The following is a 19,041-nucleotide window of genomic DNA, read 5'->3' as shown; positions in this document are numbered from 1 at the left end:
GTGAAGGATTTCAATCTCTCCGACTGGGCGCTGGGTCACCGTTCGCTGGTCTGGTACTTCATGCTGATCTTCATGGTCGCCGGCGTGTTCGCCTATCTCAGCCTCGGCCGCGAGGAAGATCCCTCCTTCACGATCAAGACCATGCTGATCCAGGCCAACTGGCCCGGCGCTTCGGTCGACGAGACCACCAGGCAGGTGACCGACCGGATCGAAAAGAAGCTCGAGGAACTCGAGAGCCTCGACTTCTCGCGCAGCGTCACGACCGCCGGCCAGACCATCATCTTCGTCAACCTCAAGCCGACGACCAAGGCGCGCGACGTCGCGCCCACCTGGGTGCAGGTGCGCAACATGATCAACGACCTCAGGCCCTACTTCCCGGAAGGCGTGCAGGGGCCGTTCTACAACGACCGGTTCGGCGACGTGTTCGGCAACATCTACGGCTTCACCGCCGACGGGCTGACGATGCGCCAGCTGCGCGACTATGTCGAGATGGTGCGCAGCCGCGTGCTGACCATTCCCAACGCCGGCAAGGTCGAGCTGATCGGTGCCCAGGACGAGGTCATCTATCTCGAATTCTCCACCCGGCAGATCGCGGCCCTCGGGCTCGACCAGCACGCCATCGTGGCCAGCCTTCAGGCGCAGAACGCGATCTCGCCTTCCGGCGTGATCCAGGCGGGTGAGGAGCGTATCGCGGTGCGCGTCGGCGGCCAGTTCACCTCGGAGGAGAGCCTGAGGTCGATCAACCTCAAGGTCAACGACCGCTTCTTCCGCCTGAGCGACGTGGCAACGATCAGCCGCGGCTATGTCGATCCGCCGACGGCGCTGTTCCGCGTCAACGGGCAGCCCGCGATCGGGCTGGCCATCGGCATGAAGCCCAACGCCAACCTTCTGGAGTTCGGGGCGGCACTCGAACGGCTGATGGAACGGGTTACGGCGGAACTGCCGATCGGCGTCGGCGTGAACCTGGTCGCCGACCAGCCGCTGATCGTCGAGGAGGCGGTTTCGGGTTTCACCCGGGCGCTGTTCGAGGCGGTGGCGATCGTGCTCGCCGTCTCCTTCATCAGCCTCGGCCTGCGCGCCGGACTGGTCGTGGCGCTGTCGATCCCGCTGGTGCTGGCGATCACCTTCCTGGCCATGACCTATCTCGGCATCTCGCTGCAGCGCGTGTCGCTCGGGGCCCTGATCATCGCGCTGGGGCTTCTGGTCGACGACGCGATGATCGCGGTCGAGATGATGGTGGCCAGGCTGGAGATCGGAGATTCGCTCAGGAAGGCGGCGACCTACGTCTATACGTCGACGGCATTTCCCATGCTGACGGGGACGCTGGTAACGGTGGCCGGCTTCATCCCCATCGGCCTCAACACCAGCCTGGCGGGCGAATACACCTACACGCTGTTCGTCGTCATTGCCGTGTCGCTGCTGCTGTCGTGGATCGTGGCGGTGCTGTTTGCGCCGCTGCTCGGCGTGACGCTGCTGCCGGCGACGATGAGGAAGCACGACGCGAGGCCGAGCCGGTTCTCGGCGGCCTTCTCGCGCACCCTGAACCTGGCGGTGCGGCGGTACTGGATCACCATCCTGGCGACGGTCGCGCTGTTCGCCCTGTCGGTGGCTGGCCTCGGGCTCGTCCAGCAGCAGTTCTTCCCGCCGTCGGACCGTTCGGAGCTGATCGTCGACTGGAACCTGCCGCAGAACAGCTCGATCGCCGAGACCCGCGCCCAGATCGAGCGCTTCGAGGAGGTCGCGCTCAAGGGCAACGCGGATGTCGACCACTGGAGTTCCTATGTCGGCCAGGGCGCCGTGCGCTTCGTGCTGGCGTTCGACGTGCAGCCGGCCAGCCCCTATTTCGGCCAGACCATCATCGTGACCAAGGACATCGAAGCCCGGCACAGGGTGCAGGCAGCGATCGAGAAGATCCTGCGCGAGCAGTTCGTCGGCACCGACGCCTTCGTCAAGACGCTGGAGCTCGGACCGCCGGTGGGCCGGCCGGTGCAATATCGCATCAGCGGCCCCGACATCGAGACCGTGCGCGGCCTGTCGCAGCAGCTGGCGAGCGTCATCTCCGCCAATCCCAGGCTGCAGGCCCCGAGCTTCGACTGGAACGAGCCGTCGCGCGTGCTCAAGGTCGACGTGCTGCAGGACAAGGCGCGCCAGCTCGGCATCACCTCGCGGGACATCGCCAGCGCCATGAACAGCGTGGTGGGCGGCGTGACCATCACCCAGGTGCGCGACGCGACCTATCTGATCAACGTCGTGGTGCGGGCGGGCGAAAAGGAGCGCGGCTCGATCGAGACCCTGAGCAACCTGCAGATCCCGACCGGCAACGGCGAGGCGATCCCGCTCGCGACCGTCGCCGACTTCCGCTACGAACTCGAGCAGCCGACGATCTGGCGGCGCAGCCGCCTGCCCACCATCACGGTCAAGGCGGGCGTGGTGGGCAAGGCGCTGCCCGACACGGTGGTGGCCGAACTCAAGCCGGCGGTCGACAGGTTCTCAGCCGAGCTGCCGGCGGGATACACGGTCGCGGCCGGCGGCACGGTGGAGGAAAGCGCCAACAGCCAGGGGCCGATCATCGCCGTTGTGCCGCTGATGCTGTTCATCATGTCGACGGTGCTGATGATCCAGCTGCAGAGCTTCCAGCGGCTGTTCCTGGTCGTGGCGGTGGCGCCGCTCGGGCTGATCGGCGTGGTGGCGGCACTGGTGCCGAGCGGCGCGCCGCTAGGCTTCGTGGCGCTGCTCGGCGTCTTGGCGCTGATCGGCATCCTGATCCGCAATTCGGTGATCCTGATCGTGCAGATCGAGGACCTGATCAATGAAGGCGTCCATCCCTGGAATGCGGTGATCGAGGCGACGGAACACCGCATGCGCCCGATCGCGCTGACGGCGGCGGCGGCGAGCCTGGCGCTGATCCCCATCGCGCGCGAGGTGTTCTGGGGGCCGATGGCCTATGCCATGATGGGCGGCATCATCGCCGGCACGGCGATCACGCTGCTGTTCCTGCCGGCGCTCTATGTCGCCTGGTTCAGGATCAAGGCACCGGGCAAAAGCGAGGGTTTCGTGGTGGCCGCGATGGAGCCGCCGGCCGCATAGGAACGGCCGGAGCGGGGGACCTCCACCGGCGCCGAATTCCGCTTACTGTGGCGGCAGTTGGGCAGCGAAGCGCTTGATGAGGGCTGTGAGCTCGTCCGGCTTCTCGATGCAGGGGATGTGGCCGGCGCCGTCGATGACCTTGAAGCGCGAGCCGGGGATGAGATCGGCCATCGAGCGTACCAGCGCCGGCGGCGTCGAGCCGTCCTGGTCGCCGACGACGCAGAGCGTCGGCACCGCGATCGCGCGGGCCGCATCTGTGTAGTCGGCATCGCGCAGGGCGGCACAGGTGCCGGTGTAGCCGGCCAGCGGCTGGCGCGTCAGCATGTTGCGGTAGCCGACGAGGTCGGCCTTGCGCTGCTCGTGGAACTCGGGCGTGAACCACAGCTTCAGCACGCCATCGGCGATCGAGGCGATGCCGTCCCTTTCGACGGCGGCGATGCGGGTGTTCCAGGATTCGTCGGTGCCGATCTTGTGGGCGGTGTCGCACAGCACCAGCGCCCGCACCAGATCGGGCCGCTTGGCATAAAGCCCCTGCGCGATCAGCCCGCCGACCGAGAGACCGACGACGATGGCCTTCCTGACGTTGAGATGGTCGAGCAGGCCGGCGAGATCGCCGACATGGTCGTCCATCGCATAGGGTGCCGCGCCGACGTCGGAGAGGCCGTGGCCGCGCTTGTCGTAGGTGACGATGGGATAATCGCAGGCAAGGCGGACGACGACATCGCGCCAGATGCGGAAATCGGTGCCCAGCGAATTGGCGAAAACCAGGACCGGCTTGTTCGCCGGTCCGCCGATCAGCTGATGGTGCAGGGTGATGCCGCCGATGTCGGTGAATTGCACTCGATTTCTCCTTGCGATGCTGTCGTGGGGTCCGGTCCTTGGAAGTCGCCCGCGAGCATAGTGCGGTCGAACGCGCCGCGGCAACCGAGCGCGGCTGAACGCCGCCATTCACCGCGCCCCCTCGCAATGGCGAGATGCATCCGCTACATACGCTGTAAGCTTGAAAATGAGGATGCAATGGCCGAGAAGACCGACGGGCGAAAGACGATCGTTTTGACCGGAGCCAGCCGCGGCATCGGCCATGCGACCGTGAAGCGTTTTTCGCGCGAGGGCTGGCGCGTCATCACTTGCTCGCGCCAGGCGTTTTCGGACGACTGCCCGTGGCCGGCCGGCCCGGAAGACCACATCCAGGTCGACCTCGCCGACCAGGGCGACGTCGGCAGTGCCGTTTCGGAAATCCGCCAGCGGCTGGAAAAAGAAGGCGGGATGCTGCACGCGCTGGTCAACAATGCCGGCATCTCGCCCAAGATGCAGGGCGGCGCACGCATGAACTCGATCGACACGCCGATGCATGTCTGGCGCGACGTCTTCCAGGTCAATTTCCTGGCGCCGATCATGCTGGCGCGCGGCCTGTTCAAGGAACTGGCGGCGGCCAAGGGCTCGGTGGTCAACGTGACGTCCATCGCCGGCACCCGCGTCCACCCCTTCGCCGGCTCGGCCTATGCGACGTCGAAGGCGGCGCTCGGCGCGCTGACGCGCGAAATGGCCGCCGACTTCGGCCCGCACGGCATCCGCGTCAACGCCATTGCGCCGGGCGAGATCGACACGGCGATCCTGTCGCCGGGCACCGACAAGATCGTCGAGCAGATTCCGATGCGGCGCCTGGGCGCCACCTCCGAGGTGGCCGACATCATCTATTTCCTGTGCTCGGGACAGGCCTCCTACGTCACCGGCGCCGAAATCCACATCAACGGCGGCCAGCACGTGTGAGGCTTTTCCTTCTCCCCTTGCGGGAGAAGGAAGGGCGAGCCCAAAACGAAAAAGCCCGCCATCCGGCGGGCTTTCGCTTATCGAGTGGTGACCGGCGATCAGCCCTTGACCTGCTTCGCCGCCTCGTCGAGCGACTTCTCGACGATGTCGAAAAGCTCGTCGACCTGCTTTTCGGTGATGATCAGCGGCGGGCAGAAGGCGAGCGCGTCGCCCATGTTGCGGGAGATGACGCCGTTTTGCTGCAGGATGCCGTTGACAAGGCCGCCGAGCGCGCCCACCGCATTCCATGGCGCCTTGGTGGCCTTGTCGGCGACGAGTTCCATGGCACCGATGAGGGCGATGCCGCGCACTTCGCCGACGAGGTCGTGCGAGGCAAGCCTGGCCAGGCGCTTCTGCATGTGGGCGCCGACCTCGCGGGCGTTGGCGACGAGGTTGCGCTCCTCGATGATCGCGATGTTCTCGAGCGCCACCGCCGCCGCCACCGGATGGCCGCCGGCGGTGAAGCCGTGACCGAAGGTGCCGATGCGGTTGCTTTCGTCGGCCAGCGGCTCGAACACCTTGTCGTTGATCAGCATCGCCGAGATCGGCAGGTAGGACGACGAGATCTGCTTGGACATGACCATGATGTCGGGCTTCATGGCGTAGGTCTCGGTGCCGAACATGTTGCCGGTGCGGCCGAAGCCGCAGATGACCTCGTCGGCGACCAGCAGGATGTCGTATTTCCTGAGTACCGCCTGGATCTTTTCCCAGTAGCCGGCCGGCGGCACGACGACGCCGCCCGCTCCCATGACCGGCTCGCCGAACATTGCGGCGATGGTCTCGGGCCCCTCGGCCAGGATCAGCTTTTCGAGATCGTCGGCGAGGCGGGTCGAGAACTGCTCCTCGGTCTCGCCCGGCTGTGCCTCGCGCCAATGATGCGGCGACGACGTGTGCAGCACGTTGGCGATCGGCAGGTCGAAGGACAAATGGTTGTTGGGCAGGCCGGTGAGGCTGGCCGAGGCGATGGTGACGCCGTGATAGGCACGCTTGCGCGAAATGATCTTCTTGCGCTGAGGCTGGCCCAGCGCATTGGAGCGGAACCAGATCATCTTCATGGCCGTGTCGTTGGCCTCGGATCCGGAGTTGGTGAAGAACGCCTTGCTCATCGGCACCGGCGCCATGGTGACCAGCTTCTCGGCGAGATCGACCAGCGGCGAATGACCCTTGTGGGTGAAGTTGTGGTAGAAGGGCAGCTTGGCCATCTGCCTGGTCGCGGCATCGACGAGACGCTTCTCGGAGAAGCCGACGCCGACGCTCCACAGGCCCGACATCGCCTCGATGTAGCGCTTGCCGGCGATGTCTTCGACATAGATGCCATCGCCCTTGTCGATGATCAGCGGCCCGACCTCCTGGTGGCGGCGGGCGTTGGTGTAGGCGTGCATGTGGAATTTCTTGTCGCGCGCCTCGGGCGAATTGGGCTGGCTGTCCATGGTCATTTCCTCGGTTGGGGGCGGTGTCGCCGGAGGCGACGATGTCGTCGATTTTGCGGTCGCCTTGTCGGTCGATCGCTTGCAAAATCCGCAAATTGTTGTTTGATGCATCATGTTTTTCATGTGGACCAATGTCAAGGGCCAGCGGCGCGGCAGCGGCGGGCCAGAAGCGGCTTTCGAGCGCGGGCGATGAACGAGAATTTCGGCTTCCAGGCGGTCGAGCACGACAATCTCGGCGGGGTGGTTTACGGCCAGCTGTCGGAGGCGCTGACCAAGGGGCGCTTCGCTCCCGGCGCGCGGTTGACCATCCGCGACCTTGCCCAGTCGCTGGGAACCAGCGTGACCCCGGTGCGCGACGCGATCCTCAGGCTGATCCAGGACGAGGCGCTGGTGCAGAAATCGGCGCGCGAGGTGCGCGTGCCCGTCATGACGCTGGAGCGCTATCTCGAGATCCGCCAGATCCGGGTGAAGCTGGAAGGCCTCGCCGCCCGCGAAGCAGCGCTGAAGGCTGAGGCCAGGGACATCGCCAGGCTGCGCGAATTGATCGACAGGAACGAACAGGCAATCGCGATCCAGGACTGGAGCGGAGCCTTGGAGCTCAACCAGACCTTCCATTTCGCGCTGGCCGAGATCGCCGACATGGCCGTGCTGCGCGGCATCCTCGGCCGGCTGTGGCTGCAGATGGGGCCGCTGATCGCCGCCTCCTACGAGCATGGCGGCCGCGCGATGATCGACCACCACCACGAACTGCTGGCGGCGATCGAGGCGCGCGACGCCGACGGCGCCGAGTGCGCCATCATCGACGACATCATGGGCGCAAGCTCGGTCATCATCGACCGGTTGGCTGCCCTCAAGCCGGGCGCAGACTGAGATGGAGACCGTCGACTGCATCGTTGCCGGCGCCGGCGTCATCGGCCTTGCGGTCGCCCGCGAACTCGCCCGCCGCGGCATGGAGACGATCATCGTCGAGGCGGCCGACGCCATCGGCACGGAGACCAGCTCGCGCAATTCCGAGGTGATCCACGCCGGCATCTATTATCCTGAAGGCAGCCTGAAGGCGGAACTGTGCGTCGCCGGGCGCCAAAAGCTCTATGCCTATGCCGCCGAGCGCGGCATTCCGCACAAGCGCTGCGGCAAGCTGATCGTGGCGACCCTGCCGGAGCAACGGGAGACGCTGGCGGGCATCATCGCCAAGGCTAGGGCAAACGGCGTCGACGACCTGGTGATGCTGGGCGCGGCAGAGGCGATGGCGATGGAACCGTCGCTGACCTGTACGGCCGCCGTCCATTCGCCCTCGACCGGCATCATCGACAGCCATGCGCTGATGCTTTCGCTGCTCGGCGAAGCGGAAGACGGCGGCGCCTTCCTCAGCCTCAACACCGAGATCGTGTCGGGGCGGATCGACGGCGGCAGCTTCGTGCTGCAGACGAAGGATACTTCGAGCGGCGCAGGCTTCGAGATCGCCGCCCGGCATTTCGTCAATGCCGCCGGCCTCGGCGCCAACCGGCTCGCCGCATCGCTCGAAGGGCTCGACCCGACATTCGTGCCGCCGCTGCGCTATGCCCGCGGCAACTATTTCTCGGTCACCGGCAAGCCCGCCTTCTCGCGGCTGATCTATCCGGTGCCGGAGCCTGGCGGGCTCGGCGTGCATCTCACGCTCGACCTCAATGGCGGCATGCGCTTCGGCCCCGATGTCGAGTGGATCGAGGAGAAGGACTACACGGTCGATCCGCGCCGCGCCGACCATTTCTACGGCGAAATCCGCAAATATTGGCCCGGCCTCGCTGAGGGCGAGCTGAGCCCGACCTACAGCGGCATCCGCCCGAAGCTCTCGGGCCCGGGCGAACCGGCGGCCGACTTCGTCATCCAGGGGCCGGAGTCCCACGGCGTCGCCGGCCTGGTCAACCTGTTCGGCATCGAGAGCCCGGGGCTGACCTCGTCGCTGGCCATCGCCGAGCTTGTGGTCCAAAAGATTAGTCCAACCTATATCTAGCGCATCCGCGCCAAATCGCGTTCTAGGCCGGCGGCGACGCTGGACTTCGCTCCCGCCATATCTCACTGCAGCAAGGACGGACCATGTACCCGGACGTAAAACTGTTCATCGACGGCAAATGGACCGCCGCCGAAGGCGGCAAGACCATCGACGTCTACAACCCCGCCACCAATGAAGTGATCGGCAGGGTCGCCTCGGCCGGCAAGGGCGATCTAGACCGCGCCCTGGCCGCCGCCGACCGCGGCTTCAAGACCTGGCGCAAGGTCTCGGCCTACGAGCGCAGCAAGGTGCTGCGCCGTGCCGCCGACCTGATGCGCGAGCGCGCCGACATGATCGCCGAGGTACTTTCCGTCGAGCAGGGCAAGCCCGTCGGCGAAGCGAAGATCGAAGTGCTGTCCTCGGCCGACCTTTTCGACTGGTTCGCCGAGGAAGGCCGCCGCACCTATGGCCGCGTCGTGCCGGCGCGCGCATCGGGAATCACCCAACTCGTCATCAAGGAGCCGGTCGGCCCCGTCGCCGCGTTCACGCCGTGGAACTTCCCGGTGTCGCAGGCCGTGCGCAAGATCGGCGCGGCCCTTGCCACCGGCTGCTCCATCATCGTCAAGCCGCCGGAAGAGACCCCGGGCTCGCCCGCCTTCCTCGCCGACGTCTTCAAGGATGCCGGCCTGCCCGACGGCGTGCTGAACCTCGTCTATGGCAACCCGCCCGAGATCTCCGGCTACCTCGTGCCGCATCCGATCATCCGCAAGGTGTCGTTCACCGGCTCGGTGCCTGTCGGCAAGCATCTCGCGGCACTGGCCGGCCAGCACATGAAGCGCGCGACGATGGAGCTCGGCGGCCATGCGCCGGCGATGGTGTTCGACGACGCCGACATCGACCATGCGGCCGCGACGCTCGCCGGCTCGAAGTTCCGCAATGCCGGCCAGGTCTGCGTGTCGCCGACACGCTTCCTGATCCAGGAAGGCGCCTATGAGCGCTTCCTCGGCAAGTTCGTCGAGCACGCCAGGGCGGTGAAGGTCGGCGACGGCCTGGCCGAGGGCACCCGCATGGGCCCGCTGGTCAACGAACGCCGCCTCGAAGCCGTGGAGAAGCTGATCAACGAGGCCGTCAGCGATGGTGCCAGGATCGAGACCGGCGGCAAGCGCATCGGCAACAAGGGCTCCTATTTCGAGCCAACAGTCCTGACCGGCCTGCGCCCCGACATGCGCATCATGAACGAGGAGCCGTTCGGACCCGTCGCCCTGGTGATGCCGTTCAAGAGCTTCGACGACGTGGTGGCCGAAGCCAACCGCCTGCCCTACGGGCTCGCGGCCTATGCCTTCGCCAAGTCGAGCAAGACGATCACCGATCTCAGCGCCGAGATCGAGACCGGCATGCTGACCGTCAACCATCTCGGCCTCGCTTTGCCCGAGGTGCCGTTCGGCGGCATCAAGGACAGCGGCTACGGCTCGGAAGGCGGCACGGAAGCGCTGGAAGCCTATCTGATCACCAAGTTCGTGACCCAGGCCGGCGCCTGAACATGAAACGGCCGGCGTCGACCGCGACGCCGGCCATCCGCCCTACGATGCCTTCGGCCGCTTCGACTGCAGCACGTTGCGGATCGAAAAGCTCGAATGGATGCGGGCAAGCCCCGGCAGCGCCGACAAGATCTCCTTGTGCACGCGCTCGAAATCGGCGGCGCTCTCGACCTCGACGCGCAGGAAATAATCGGCGTCGCCAGTCATCAGGTAGCACTCCTTGATCTCGGGATGGCGGCGCACCGCGAGTTCGAAGCGGTTGAAATAGTCCTCCGTCTGCCGCTCCAGCGTGATCTGGATCATCACCGCGATACCCTCCTCGACGGCACCGCTGCCGATAATCGCGGTGTAGCCGCGGATCACGCCGTCCTGTTCCAGCAACTGCACCCGCCGCAGGCAGGCGGACGGCGACAGCCCCACCTCCTCGGCCAGGCGGGCGTTGCTGACGCGCGCATTGGCCCGCAGGGCGCGGATGATGCCGCGGTCGATGGCATCAAGCGAGGGCATTGCAGTTCCTTTCAAAATCCCATCGAAAATTCGACGATGCGCATCCAGTTCGCATAAAGCGCACAAGATTGGCAAGATTTTCGACAATCGTTGCGGTATTCTCCGGGGCATAGGCGAGGACAGTTCCCGGACATGCACATGAGCGCCCAAAGCGAGATCGAAAGCCGTGCGGCCTGCGGGATGCTGACGATCGACCTTGGGGCGCTGGTGGCGAATTACGAGCAGCTCTGCCGCCGAACGGCACCGGCCAAGGCAGCAGCAGTGGTCAAGGCGGATGCCTATGGCCTGGGCGTCGCCCATGTCGCCCCCGTGCTCTACGACGCCGGCTGCCGCGACTTCTTCGTGGCGCATTTCGTCGAAGCGCTGCGGCTCAAGCCCTATTTGCGCAGCGACGCGCGCATCCTGGTGCTGAACGGGTTGTTGCCCGGCAGCGAGGGCGATTGCGCCGACCTCGGCATCGTGCCGGTGCTGAACTCGCTCGAACAAGTGGCGAACTGGTCGGCAACCGCCCGGTCGCGCCACACGACGCTGCCCGCCGCACTGCAGGTCGACACCGGCATGTCGCGGCTCGGGCTGGAGCCGGACGAGGTCGATGCGCTTCTCGCCGAGCCGGACCGGCTCGCCGGCATCCATGTCGACATCGTCATGAGCCACCTCGCCTGCGGCGACGAGCCGGCGCACGCCGCCAATGCCCGACAGCTCCGCCGCATGAAGGCCGTGCGCGAGCGCTTTGCCGACGCCAAGCTGTCATTTGCAAATTCCGCCGGCATCTTCCTCGGCGATGACTTTCGCGGCGACCTCGCCCGCCCCGGCATCGCACTCTATGGCGGCGCGCCGCTGGCAGGCCCGGACAACCCGATGCGACCGGTGGTGCGGCTCGAGGTGCGCGTGGTGCAGACCCGTACCGTGCCCACCGGCGCCGAGATCGGCTATGGCGCGAGCTTCGTCGCCCAGTCCGAGATGCGGCTGGCCACGATCGCCGCCGGCTATGCCGACGGGCTGCCGCGCCATCTCAGCAATTCGGGCGCGGCTTACGTCGGCGACGTGCGGCTGCCGATCGTCGGCCGGGTCTCGATGGACAGCATCATCCTCGACGTCACCGCACTCGAGCCCGGCACGCTGAAGCTCGGCAGCATGGTCGAATTGATCGGCCCGCACCAGCCGCTCGAGGCGATCGCGGCGGACGCCGGCACCATCTCCTACGAAATCCTGACCAGCCTGGGACGGCGCTACGACCGCCGCTACCTCGGCCCGGCAGGGCGCTAACCCACAGGGGCAACCATGCGCATAGTCATTCTCGGCGCCGGCGTCATCGGCGTCACCTCCGCCTACTATCTGGCCAAGGCCGGCCATCAGGTCACCGTGCTCGACCGCCAGGCGGGGCCGGCGCTCGAGACCAGCTTCGCCAATGCCGGCGAGATCTCGCCAGGCTATGCCTCGCCCTGGGCCGCGCCCGGCATTCCGCAGAAGGCGATCAAGTGGGTGTTCATGAAGCATGCGCCGCTGATCATCCAGCCGATGCTCGACGCCTCGACCTGGCGCTGGGTGACGGCCATGCTGCGCAACTGCACCTCGGCCCGCTACGCGCTCAACAAGAGCCGCATGGTGCGCCTCGCCGAATACAGCCGCGACCGCCTGATTGCGCTCCGCGACGACACCGGCATCGAGTACGACCACCGCACGCATGGCACGCTGCAGCTGTTCCGCTACCAGAAGCAGCTCGACGGCATGGCCAAGGATATCGAAGTGCTGCAGAGCGACGGCGTGCCCTATGAGGTGCTCGACGCAAGCGGCTGCATCGCCGCCGAGCCGGGCCTGGCACCGGTGCGGGAGAAGATCGCCGGCGGCCTGCGCCTGCCCAATGACGAGACCGGCGACTGCTTCAAGTTCACCAACGAACTGGCCAAGCTCGCCGAACAGCTCGGGGTCGAGTTCCGCTACAATGTGAAGCTCGAGGGCCTGCGCCAGGAGGACAAGCGCATCGTCGCCGTGCGTACGTCGGAAGGCGAGATCGAGGCCGACGTCTTCGTCGGCGCGCTCGGCAGCTTCACGCCCGCCTTCGTCAAGCCGCTCGGCCTCAAGGTGCCGGTCTATCCGGTCAAGGGTTACTCGATCACCGTGCCGATCGTCGACGAAAGCAAGGCGCCGGTTTCGACCATCATGGACGACACCTACAAGATCGCCATCACCCGCCTGGGTGACCGCATCCGCGTCGGCGGCATGGCCGAGATCGCCGGGTTCAACACCGAGCTTTCGCCATCGCGCAAGGCGACGCTGCAGTTCTCGGTGGAGGATCTGTTCGGCGGCGCCGCCGACCAGAGCCGCGCCAGCTTCTGGAGCGGGCTGAGGCCAATGACGCCGGACGGCACGCCGGTGATCGGCCGCACGAAGTTCGACAATTTCTACCTCAACACCGGCCACGGCACGCTGGGCTGGACCATGGCATGCGGCTCGGGCAGCGTGCTGGCCGACATGATCAGCGGCACCCGCCCCGATATCGACGTGGCCGATCTCGCGCTGTCGCGCTACGCCTGAAAGCTCACTGCAGCTCACATGACGAAGGCGCCGGAGCCCCGCTCCGGCGCCTTTTTCAATGCCGGCCTCCATCTGCAAGCCGGCTAAAAACCCGAGGTCGACTTCTCGACCAGCTTGAGCTTGCCCTTGTCGACGCGGAAGAAGGGCATGGCACGCTCGCCCGCACCGTCCTCGCGGAAGCGGAACACGCCGGTCGAACCACGGAAGCCGGTGGGGTTCTCGATCACCTTCTTGGTGAAGCCCTTGGGGCCGAGCGCGCTGGCAATGCCGGCGGCCAGCGCCACGGTGTCGTAGCCATAGGCAACGTTGACGTCGGGCTCATAGTTGTAGGTCTTGCGGAAGCGCTCGGCGATCGGTCCGATCTCGGCGCTGTCGAGGGTGGCGATGTAGGCACCCTGCAGCGTCGGGTCGTCGATGCCGTGCTCGAGCCAGCGGTTCGAGCCCACCAGGCTGACGTCCTTGCCGAGCATGCCCTTTGCGCGCAGCGCCGCCACCAGCGGCGCCGGGTTGGCACTGCCGCCGGCGACGACGATCGCCTGCGGATCGCTGACCAGCGCCTGCATGTCGGCCACGGCCTTTTCCGAACCGCCGGTCGCCGGCCCGAACGGCAGCGCCACCGCAAGCGAGGCACCGTAGATGGAAAGGCTGTTGGCAACGCGCTTCTCGGTCGCCTTGCCGGCCTCGCCCTCGGCCATGAACAGCACGAATTTGCGCGCACCCTTGGCGGCGATGGCCGCGGCGCCCGCGGCCGCGCTGTCGGCCTCGTTGAGGCGCACGGAGTAGACGCCCGGCGCGCCGGCATAATTGTCGGCAAGCGCCAGCACGAGCGGCCGGTTGCTGCCCGAGACGGAGCCGAGCTGGCGCACCGCGCCGGGCTCGGACGGCCCGATCACCAGCTTGGCTCCCGAGGCGAGCGCTCCCGTCGTCAGCGTCCTGGCGCGGGCATCGTCGCCGCCGGTATCCTCGACATTGAGCGTGATGAGGTCGTTGCCCAGGTCGGCCATGGCCAGCGCCGCCGCATCGCGGATCTTGCGGCCACGGTCGCCCGCGGCACCGCCGGCCGACAGCGGGAGGATCATCGCCACCTTGACCGGGCCCTTGCCGAGACTCTCGGAAGCCTTGGCCGGCCCCGAAGCGACCTGTGCCGACGACGCGGCTTCGGCTGTACCGCCGGCTGCAATCGCGCCGAGCGCGCCCTCGCCTTCGCTTCCCGACTGGCAGGCGGCGAGACCGATCGGCAGGGCCAGGAGCGCAGCCAACAGGCTCGCCCGTCCCCGAAGGCGCCGGACAGATTGCGTCATCATTCCCCCTCACTCATCGGTTCGGTGTCACTGTCGCGACGACTGCGGCACAAGAACGGCACGGCAGCGCTAGCTGCCGAACAATTTCGCGCGCAGGCTGCGGATATGACGCGCCTGGGCAGCGGGCCGGTACTCGGCGCAGCGCATGTAGCGCGGCCCCGGCACGAAGTTTCGGCGCACGCATACCCCCTTGGGAGCCGCCGAACCGGCCGCGGTCACCGGCCCGAGACCGGCCACCGCGGCAAAGCCGAAAGTGGCTTCGGGCACCGTGCCCGTGACGGCGTAGCCGTCGCGCTTGAGGATCTCGCGCGCCCGCTGGCAGTAGCGGACCGACAGGGCCGAGAAACGCGTTTCCGCATGGCCGGCGCGGTATTTCATCACGGTGGTGCAGAGATCGCCTTCCGCCAGCCGGAAGGCGTCGGCGAGGTAACGCACGCCGAACGCTATGTTGGTGCGCGGCTCGGCCAGTTGCTCGTCGGTGCCGCGAAAGCCCATGAGCCGTGCGGTGGCCGGCATCACCTGCATCAGCCCGACCTCACCGTCGCCGCCGCGGGCCTCGGGATCGTAGAAGCTCTCGATCTCCATCACCGTCAGCGCCAGCTCGGCCGGCAGCCGCTTCAGGCCCGCCTCGCAGGCGGCAAGGACGCGAAACGCCTCCCTGCCCGATTCCGCATCAGGCGGACGGCACTCCACATGTGCCGGGGGCGATCCGTCCGCTCCGGGCCGGACCAGCTCGGGAGCGGCGGCGGCTGCGGCAGCCGCCGAGGCCGACAACCAGGCCAGAACCGCCGGAATGGAGCGAAGTGCCATCGCGCGAGGCCGCGCCGGAACGTGCCACCTGGGGCGCGCCAAGGCTGCGCCCGCCGGGCGGCTAGTTCATGTATTCCACCATGCGGTCGTAGAAGCACTCGCACTTGTTGAGGTAGTCCTCGTCGCGGTAGCTGGTCTTGAGGTAGCCATAGGCCTTGCCGCAGGCGACCTTGGCTTCCGAAGCCCAGACGAAGACCGGACGCGAGGAATCGACCCACTCCGAGCTGTTGGCCGCCACCACCGCCTCGTCCATCATGCGCACGACCTCGGTCTTGAGCTGCCCCATGTCTTCGGTGAGCGCCAGATTGGACGGGCCGGCGACGCGGCAATAGTTGGTTACCGGCGTGCCGATGGGGTCTGCGGCCATGGCCGGACCGGCAAAGGCAAACACGACGAGGCCGGCGAGCGCCGACCGCTTCTTCCAGTTGAAAGCCATCTCTTCTTCCCTCTCCTGTCCGGCATCGGCTCGATGCCGCCCGTCACCCGTTGAATTTCCAGCCCGGCAAGCCGGGCGCATGCACTTTTCAGACGGCCCCGTGTCCCGAGGAGCCATCGTCTTCGAACAAAATGGCGAAAGGCAAGGAAGCCGCCACGCCCTCCCCGCCCGTCTCGACGACGGCAGGTGCGCTGTCGGCCGGAGGCTCGTGCCCACCCGGCTCCGGCCCCAAGAGATGCGGGATGAGATCCGCCATCTCGATGACATCGCCGAACAGCGAATCGCCGAGGATCTCGCCGAGCTCGACCACCGGCACGGGAGATGGCGCGAGGATGGGGAGGGCGTCGATAAGCAAGGCCTGTTCCGAATCCGGCGTGATGACGGGCATTTCCGCGCCGTCGGTTCCAAGCTCGCCCGTTGGGCCCGAGACTCTGTCGACCATCCCGTTCGCCTTCGTTGCTATCCTGCTCTCGTCTGCAGAAGACGGGGCATCCTGTTCTCTTCAAAGCCTTAACCAACTTACGCCAGTTCGGCAATTGCGGGACAACCCGCAATTGCCGTCTGCGAAAAAGTCAGTCACGTCGCATCATGGAATTCCAACAACCGTAACGTCATGGTCGACATAGAGGTTGGCGACCGCGCCGTTGACCTGCGCGGTGTAGAGGTTGAACACCTGCCCGCCAGGCGAGGTCGTGGTGGTGCCGGTGTCGGTCCACACCGCCGTGTCTGCGCTGAGATCGACCTTGTCTCCGCTTGAGCCGACGACATACAGGTCATTGCCCGTATCGCCGGTGAAGTTGACCACGTCCTGTGCGGTGAACTTGAGCGTGGTTCCGACGTTGTCGAGCGGGATTGCTTCCTCGGTGATGAGGATCTCCTCGATGTTGACGATCGGTTCCCCGGTCAGGTCGACGACTGCATTTGCAAATCCGGAGGCAGGGCCACCTTGCGCCGTCGTGTTGAACAATGCGCCATCATCGATCCTGAGGATGTCCCAACCCGCACCGCCGTCAAGCTGCAGATCAAGCCGGTCGTAGACGAGGATGTCGTTGCCAGTGCCGCCTTGGACCGTGTCCGCACCGTCACCGCCATTCAGGACGTCAGGGCCAGCGCCGCCGTTGAGCGTGTCGTTACCGTCGTTGCCGAAGGTGTAGTGCAGCCCCGTATTTGCATCCGTGATCGTGTTTGCGTTGGTGCCGCCGTCCGTAGAATATGTCCCCCCCACACTTGCCGGGCCGGTCGGATTGATGACGGCGGTGATACCCATATTGGTGCTACCGCTGGTGTCGTAATCCAGCTGGATGTTGCCGCTGGGCGGTGTAATCGTCACTCCCTCGAGATTGAAATTGGTGATGATCACCTTGCCGGGCGAGCTGGCGGCTTCTTCCGCTGCAACATAGAAGCTGTGCGACGCATCGATGTTGAACCCCGCATCGGACAACACAGCACCTTGCTGGCCTTGTGCACTCCTGAGCACCACCTGGGAGTACGAGTCGAGCGGCACGGATGAATCGACGAAGGTCAGGATCATCGTCTGGGCGCTGCTGTTGGTGTTCGTCACCATCGAGCCGTTGAGGACGCGGGTGGCCGGGATGCCGGTGGTGTCCGTCACCGTAGCGACGTTGTTGGCCGTATCGTCGGTGTGCCCCGGCGCGCAGCCGCCGCCGCTCAGAGCGGTCTCGGTAGCCGTGGCTGTCAGGTCGAAGTTGAGGTTCGACGGGAGCGTTCCGCTTGCCGGCGCGGTCACGGTGATGTTGAAATCGGCCGTCGCCACACTCGAGGGCGCAGTGACGGTAACGACACCGGTAAGCGAGTTGTAGGTGTAGGCGTAGGTGACGTTTCCTTGGGTGAAATTGCCGGCGGCAGACAATCCGGCGGTGAAGCCCGGAGCGAGTTGGACCGTCAGCGTATGCGCCTCGGATCCGTCGAGATCGCTGAACACCGCATGCACGTGCACCGTCCCGGTCTCGCCGTTGCTGAACGACGAACCTGCGTCGCCCGAGTCGGTGACGGTAATATCGACCGCGGTGGGGGCATCGGCGACCGCGTCGACATACAATGTCGCCGCAACGTCGGCACTCGTGGTGCCCACGCCGTCGTAGGTCGACGTCGCATTGACCAGGATTGAGGCATCGACGTCGCTGTTGGCCGGGGGCGTCATCGGAACGGTCGCCGTCACTGCGGTGCCTGCAGCGGCGCCGACGACCTGGATCGTCAAGACCCCGCCGGCGAATGCGACCGTGCCGACAGTGCCCGAGGTGAGAGAAATGGTATTGGTCGGCACTGTCCAGTTGGCGAGACCGGATATCTTGATCTCGGTGACCGCCGACAGCGCGTCGACGGGAGTTGCGGTGAACGTCGGCGAAAGGGCGACATCTTCGGGGGTGCAGTCACTGCCGCCCACGGTCACCACCGGCGCGTCGCTGGCGCCGTTGATGGTGATCGTCAGCGTCGCAGCGTCGGTGTCGCCGTCGCCGTCCTTCATCGTGTAGCCGAAGCTGTCGCCGAGCTGCTGGCCGGGGCTCAGTGCCTGGATCGCCGCTTGCGTCGCTGCGTCCGTCTTCAGCGTGTAGGTGTAGCCGCCGTTGGCGTTCAGCTGCAGGGTGCCGTAGGTGCCTTCATAGCTGCCCGGCGTCGTCACCGTCTTGCCGCCGTCCGCGCCCGCCACGTCGTTGTTCAGCACGTTGCCGCCGACGCTCGCCGCATCCTCGCTCAGGCTGTTGGTATCGTCCTGGGCAACCGGCACGTCGTCGTTGACGGTGACCGTGAACGAGCCGGGCACGGCGTCGCCATCGTCGCCGTCGGTCGCGCTGAAGTTCACCGTGATGACGTCGTTGTCCTCGCTGGTGGCGTCCGCATGCTTGACCGGTTCGCTCTGGGTGGCCGTGTAGCCATAGGTGAACGTGCCGTCGCCATTGTCGGTCGCCGTCACCGTCAGGCGGATCACTTCCGTGGCGCCACCGTCGACCGTGCCGATCAGCCCGCCGGCACCGTCGCTGGCAAACACCACCGTCTCGCCGTCGAGCGTCACCAGTTCGCCCGTCACACCCGTCAGCGCAAAGCTCGAGCCGGCGCCGTCGTTGCCGTAGTCGATCGTCACCGCGCCGCTGTCCGTCGAGGTGCCGCCCGCAAGCGTGCCGTCGTCGTCGGTGTTCAGGTTCTCGGCCGCGACGCTGATCTCGGGAACAGAATCTGCCGCCAGCGTGATCGTCACCGTCGCAACCGAGGTGTCGCCGTCCTTGTCGGTGATCGTGTAGTCGAACGTCACCGTCCCTTCCTCGCCCGCAACCGGCGTGTAGCTGAAGCTGCCATTGGCGTTCAGCACCAGCGTGCCAGCGGGCTGGGCATTGCCGCCGGTGTCCTTCGACACCAGCGAACCGTCTACCAGCGTCACGGCGGGCGCATTCTGTCCATCGGCGCCGAACGCATCCGCGCCGCTGCCGTTGTCGACGAGCACGTTGCCCGTCACGGCCGCATCTTCCGGCGACTGCGTGAACGCATCGTCCTGGGCAACCGGCACGTCGTCGTTGACGGTGACGGTGAACGAGCCGGGCACGGCGTCGCCATCGTCGCCGTCGGTCGCGCTGAAGTTCACCGTGATGACGTCGTTGTCCTC

The 19,041-nt window shown here is 66.4% G+C and carries 15 protein-coding genes; 7 read left to right on the top strand and 8 right to left on the bottom strand.

Features of this window, described 5'->3' with window-relative positions:
• Positions 1–3,087 (top strand): efflux RND transporter permease subunit, encoded by a 3,087-nt coding sequence (locus PV773_RS22340; protein WP_347968484.1) that lies wholly within the window; start codon positions 1–3, stop codon positions 3,085–3,087.
• Positions 3,088–3,129: 42 nt separating this feature from the next.
• On the opposite strand, the gene pcaD is transcribed toward PV773_RS22340, so the two are convergent.
• Positions 3,130–3,927: a 3-oxoadipate enol-lactonase gene (pcaD, locus tag PV773_RS22335; RefSeq protein WP_347968483.1), complete on the bottom strand. Its 798-nt coding sequence runs from the start codon at positions 3,925–3,927 to the stop codon at positions 3,130–3,132.
• A gap of 177 nt (positions 3,928–4,104) precedes the next feature.
• Here pcaD and PV773_RS22330 point away from each other — a divergent pair, with 177 nt between their 5' ends.
• Positions 4,105–4,857 (top strand): SDR family oxidoreductase, encoded by a 753-nt coding sequence (locus PV773_RS22330; protein ID WP_347968482.1) that lies wholly within the window; start codon positions 4,105–4,107, stop codon positions 4,855–4,857.
• Positions 4,858–4,955: 98 nt separating this feature from the next.
• Here the strand turns inward: PV773_RS22330 and PV773_RS22325 are convergent, their stop codons facing one another.
• Complete coding sequence (locus tag PV773_RS22325) at positions 4,956–6,326, bottom strand: aspartate aminotransferase family protein (RefSeq protein WP_347968481.1); 1,371 nt, start codon at positions 6,324–6,326, stop codon at positions 4,956–4,958.
• Positions 6,327–6,515: 189 nt separating this feature from the next.
• Here PV773_RS22325 and PV773_RS22320 point away from each other — a divergent pair, with 189 nt between their 5' ends.
• The 3 genes from PV773_RS22320 (at position 6,516) to PV773_RS22310 (ending at position 9,836) form a co-directional block, all read left to right on the top strand.
• Positions 6,516–7,196 carry a GntR family transcriptional regulator gene (locus tag PV773_RS22320; RefSeq protein WP_347968480.1) on the top strand — a complete coding sequence of 227 codons (681 nt, stop codon included), beginning with the start codon at positions 6,516–6,518 and terminating at the stop codon, positions 7,194–7,196.
• Between the two features lies 1 nt (position 7,197).
• Entirely contained in the window at positions 7,198–8,319 is a 1,122-nt protein-coding gene (locus PV773_RS22315; RefSeq protein WP_347968479.1) for an NAD(P)/FAD-dependent oxidoreductase, read from the top strand.
• Positions 8,320–8,402: 83 nt separating this feature from the next.
• Positions 8,403–9,836 carry an NAD-dependent succinate-semialdehyde dehydrogenase gene (locus PV773_RS22310; RefSeq protein ID WP_347968478.1) on the top strand — a complete coding sequence of 478 codons (1,434 nt, stop codon included), beginning with the start codon at positions 8,403–8,405 and terminating at the stop codon, positions 9,834–9,836.
• A 42-nt stretch (positions 9,837–9,878) separates the two neighbouring features.
• Here the strand turns inward: PV773_RS22310 and PV773_RS22305 are convergent, their stop codons facing one another.
• On the bottom strand, positions 9,879–10,343 hold the full coding sequence (locus tag PV773_RS22305; RefSeq protein WP_347968477.1) for an Lrp/AsnC family transcriptional regulator: 465 nt from the start codon (positions 10,341–10,343) through the stop codon (positions 9,879–9,881).
• A 132-nt stretch (positions 10,344–10,475) separates the two neighbouring features.
• Here PV773_RS22305 and alr point away from each other — a divergent pair, with 132 nt between their 5' ends.
• Positions 10,476–11,609, top strand: a complete 1,134-nt coding sequence (gene alr, locus PV773_RS22300) for an alanine racemase (protein WP_347968476.1) — start codon at positions 10,476–10,478, stop codon at positions 11,607–11,609.
• A 15-nt stretch (positions 11,610–11,624) separates the two neighbouring features.
• Positions 11,625–12,878, top strand: coding sequence for a D-amino acid dehydrogenase (locus PV773_RS22295; protein ID WP_347968475.1), 1,254 nt, complete (start codon positions 11,625–11,627; stop codon positions 12,876–12,878).
• A gap of 83 nt (positions 12,879–12,961) precedes the next feature.
• Here the strand turns inward: PV773_RS22295 and PV773_RS22290 are convergent, their stop codons facing one another.
• The 5 genes from PV773_RS22290 to PV773_RS22270 form a co-directional block, all read right to left on the bottom strand.
• The gene (locus PV773_RS22290) at positions 12,962–14,137 is read right to left on the bottom strand and encodes a penicillin-binding protein activator (RefSeq protein ID WP_347968474.1); all 1,176 of its coding nucleotides are present in this window, start codon (positions 14,135–14,137) and stop codon (positions 12,962–12,964) included.
• 111 nt (positions 14,138–14,248) lie between these two features.
• On the bottom strand, positions 14,249–14,989 hold the full coding sequence (locus PV773_RS22285) for a transglycosylase SLT domain-containing protein (RefSeq protein WP_347968473.1): 741 nt from the start codon (positions 14,987–14,989) through the stop codon (positions 14,249–14,251).
• A 61-nt stretch (positions 14,990–15,050) separates the two neighbouring features.
• Entirely contained in the window at positions 15,051–15,425 is a 375-nt protein-coding gene (locus tag PV773_RS22280) for a hypothetical protein (protein ID WP_347968472.1), read from the bottom strand.
• An 88-nt stretch (positions 15,426–15,513) separates the two neighbouring features.
• Positions 15,514–15,813: a hypothetical protein gene (locus PV773_RS22275; RefSeq protein WP_347968471.1), complete on the bottom strand. Its 300-nt coding sequence runs from the start codon at positions 15,811–15,813 to the stop codon at positions 15,514–15,516.
• 198 nt (positions 15,814–16,011) lie between these two features.
• The coding region (locus tag PV773_RS22270) for an Ig-like domain-containing protein (RefSeq protein WP_347968470.1) at positions 16,012–19,041 on the bottom strand (3,030 nt) is incomplete at its 5' end.

Origin of the sequence: Mesorhizobium sp. CC13 (assembly GCF_039907765.1) — a bacterium.
In the GTDB taxonomy this organism is placed as follows: Bacteria; Pseudomonadota; Alphaproteobacteria; order Rhizobiales; family Rhizobiaceae; genus Aminobacter.
The sequence above is the reverse complement of the archived record's forward strand: the minus strand, read 5'-3'. Positions and strand labels throughout refer to the sequence as shown.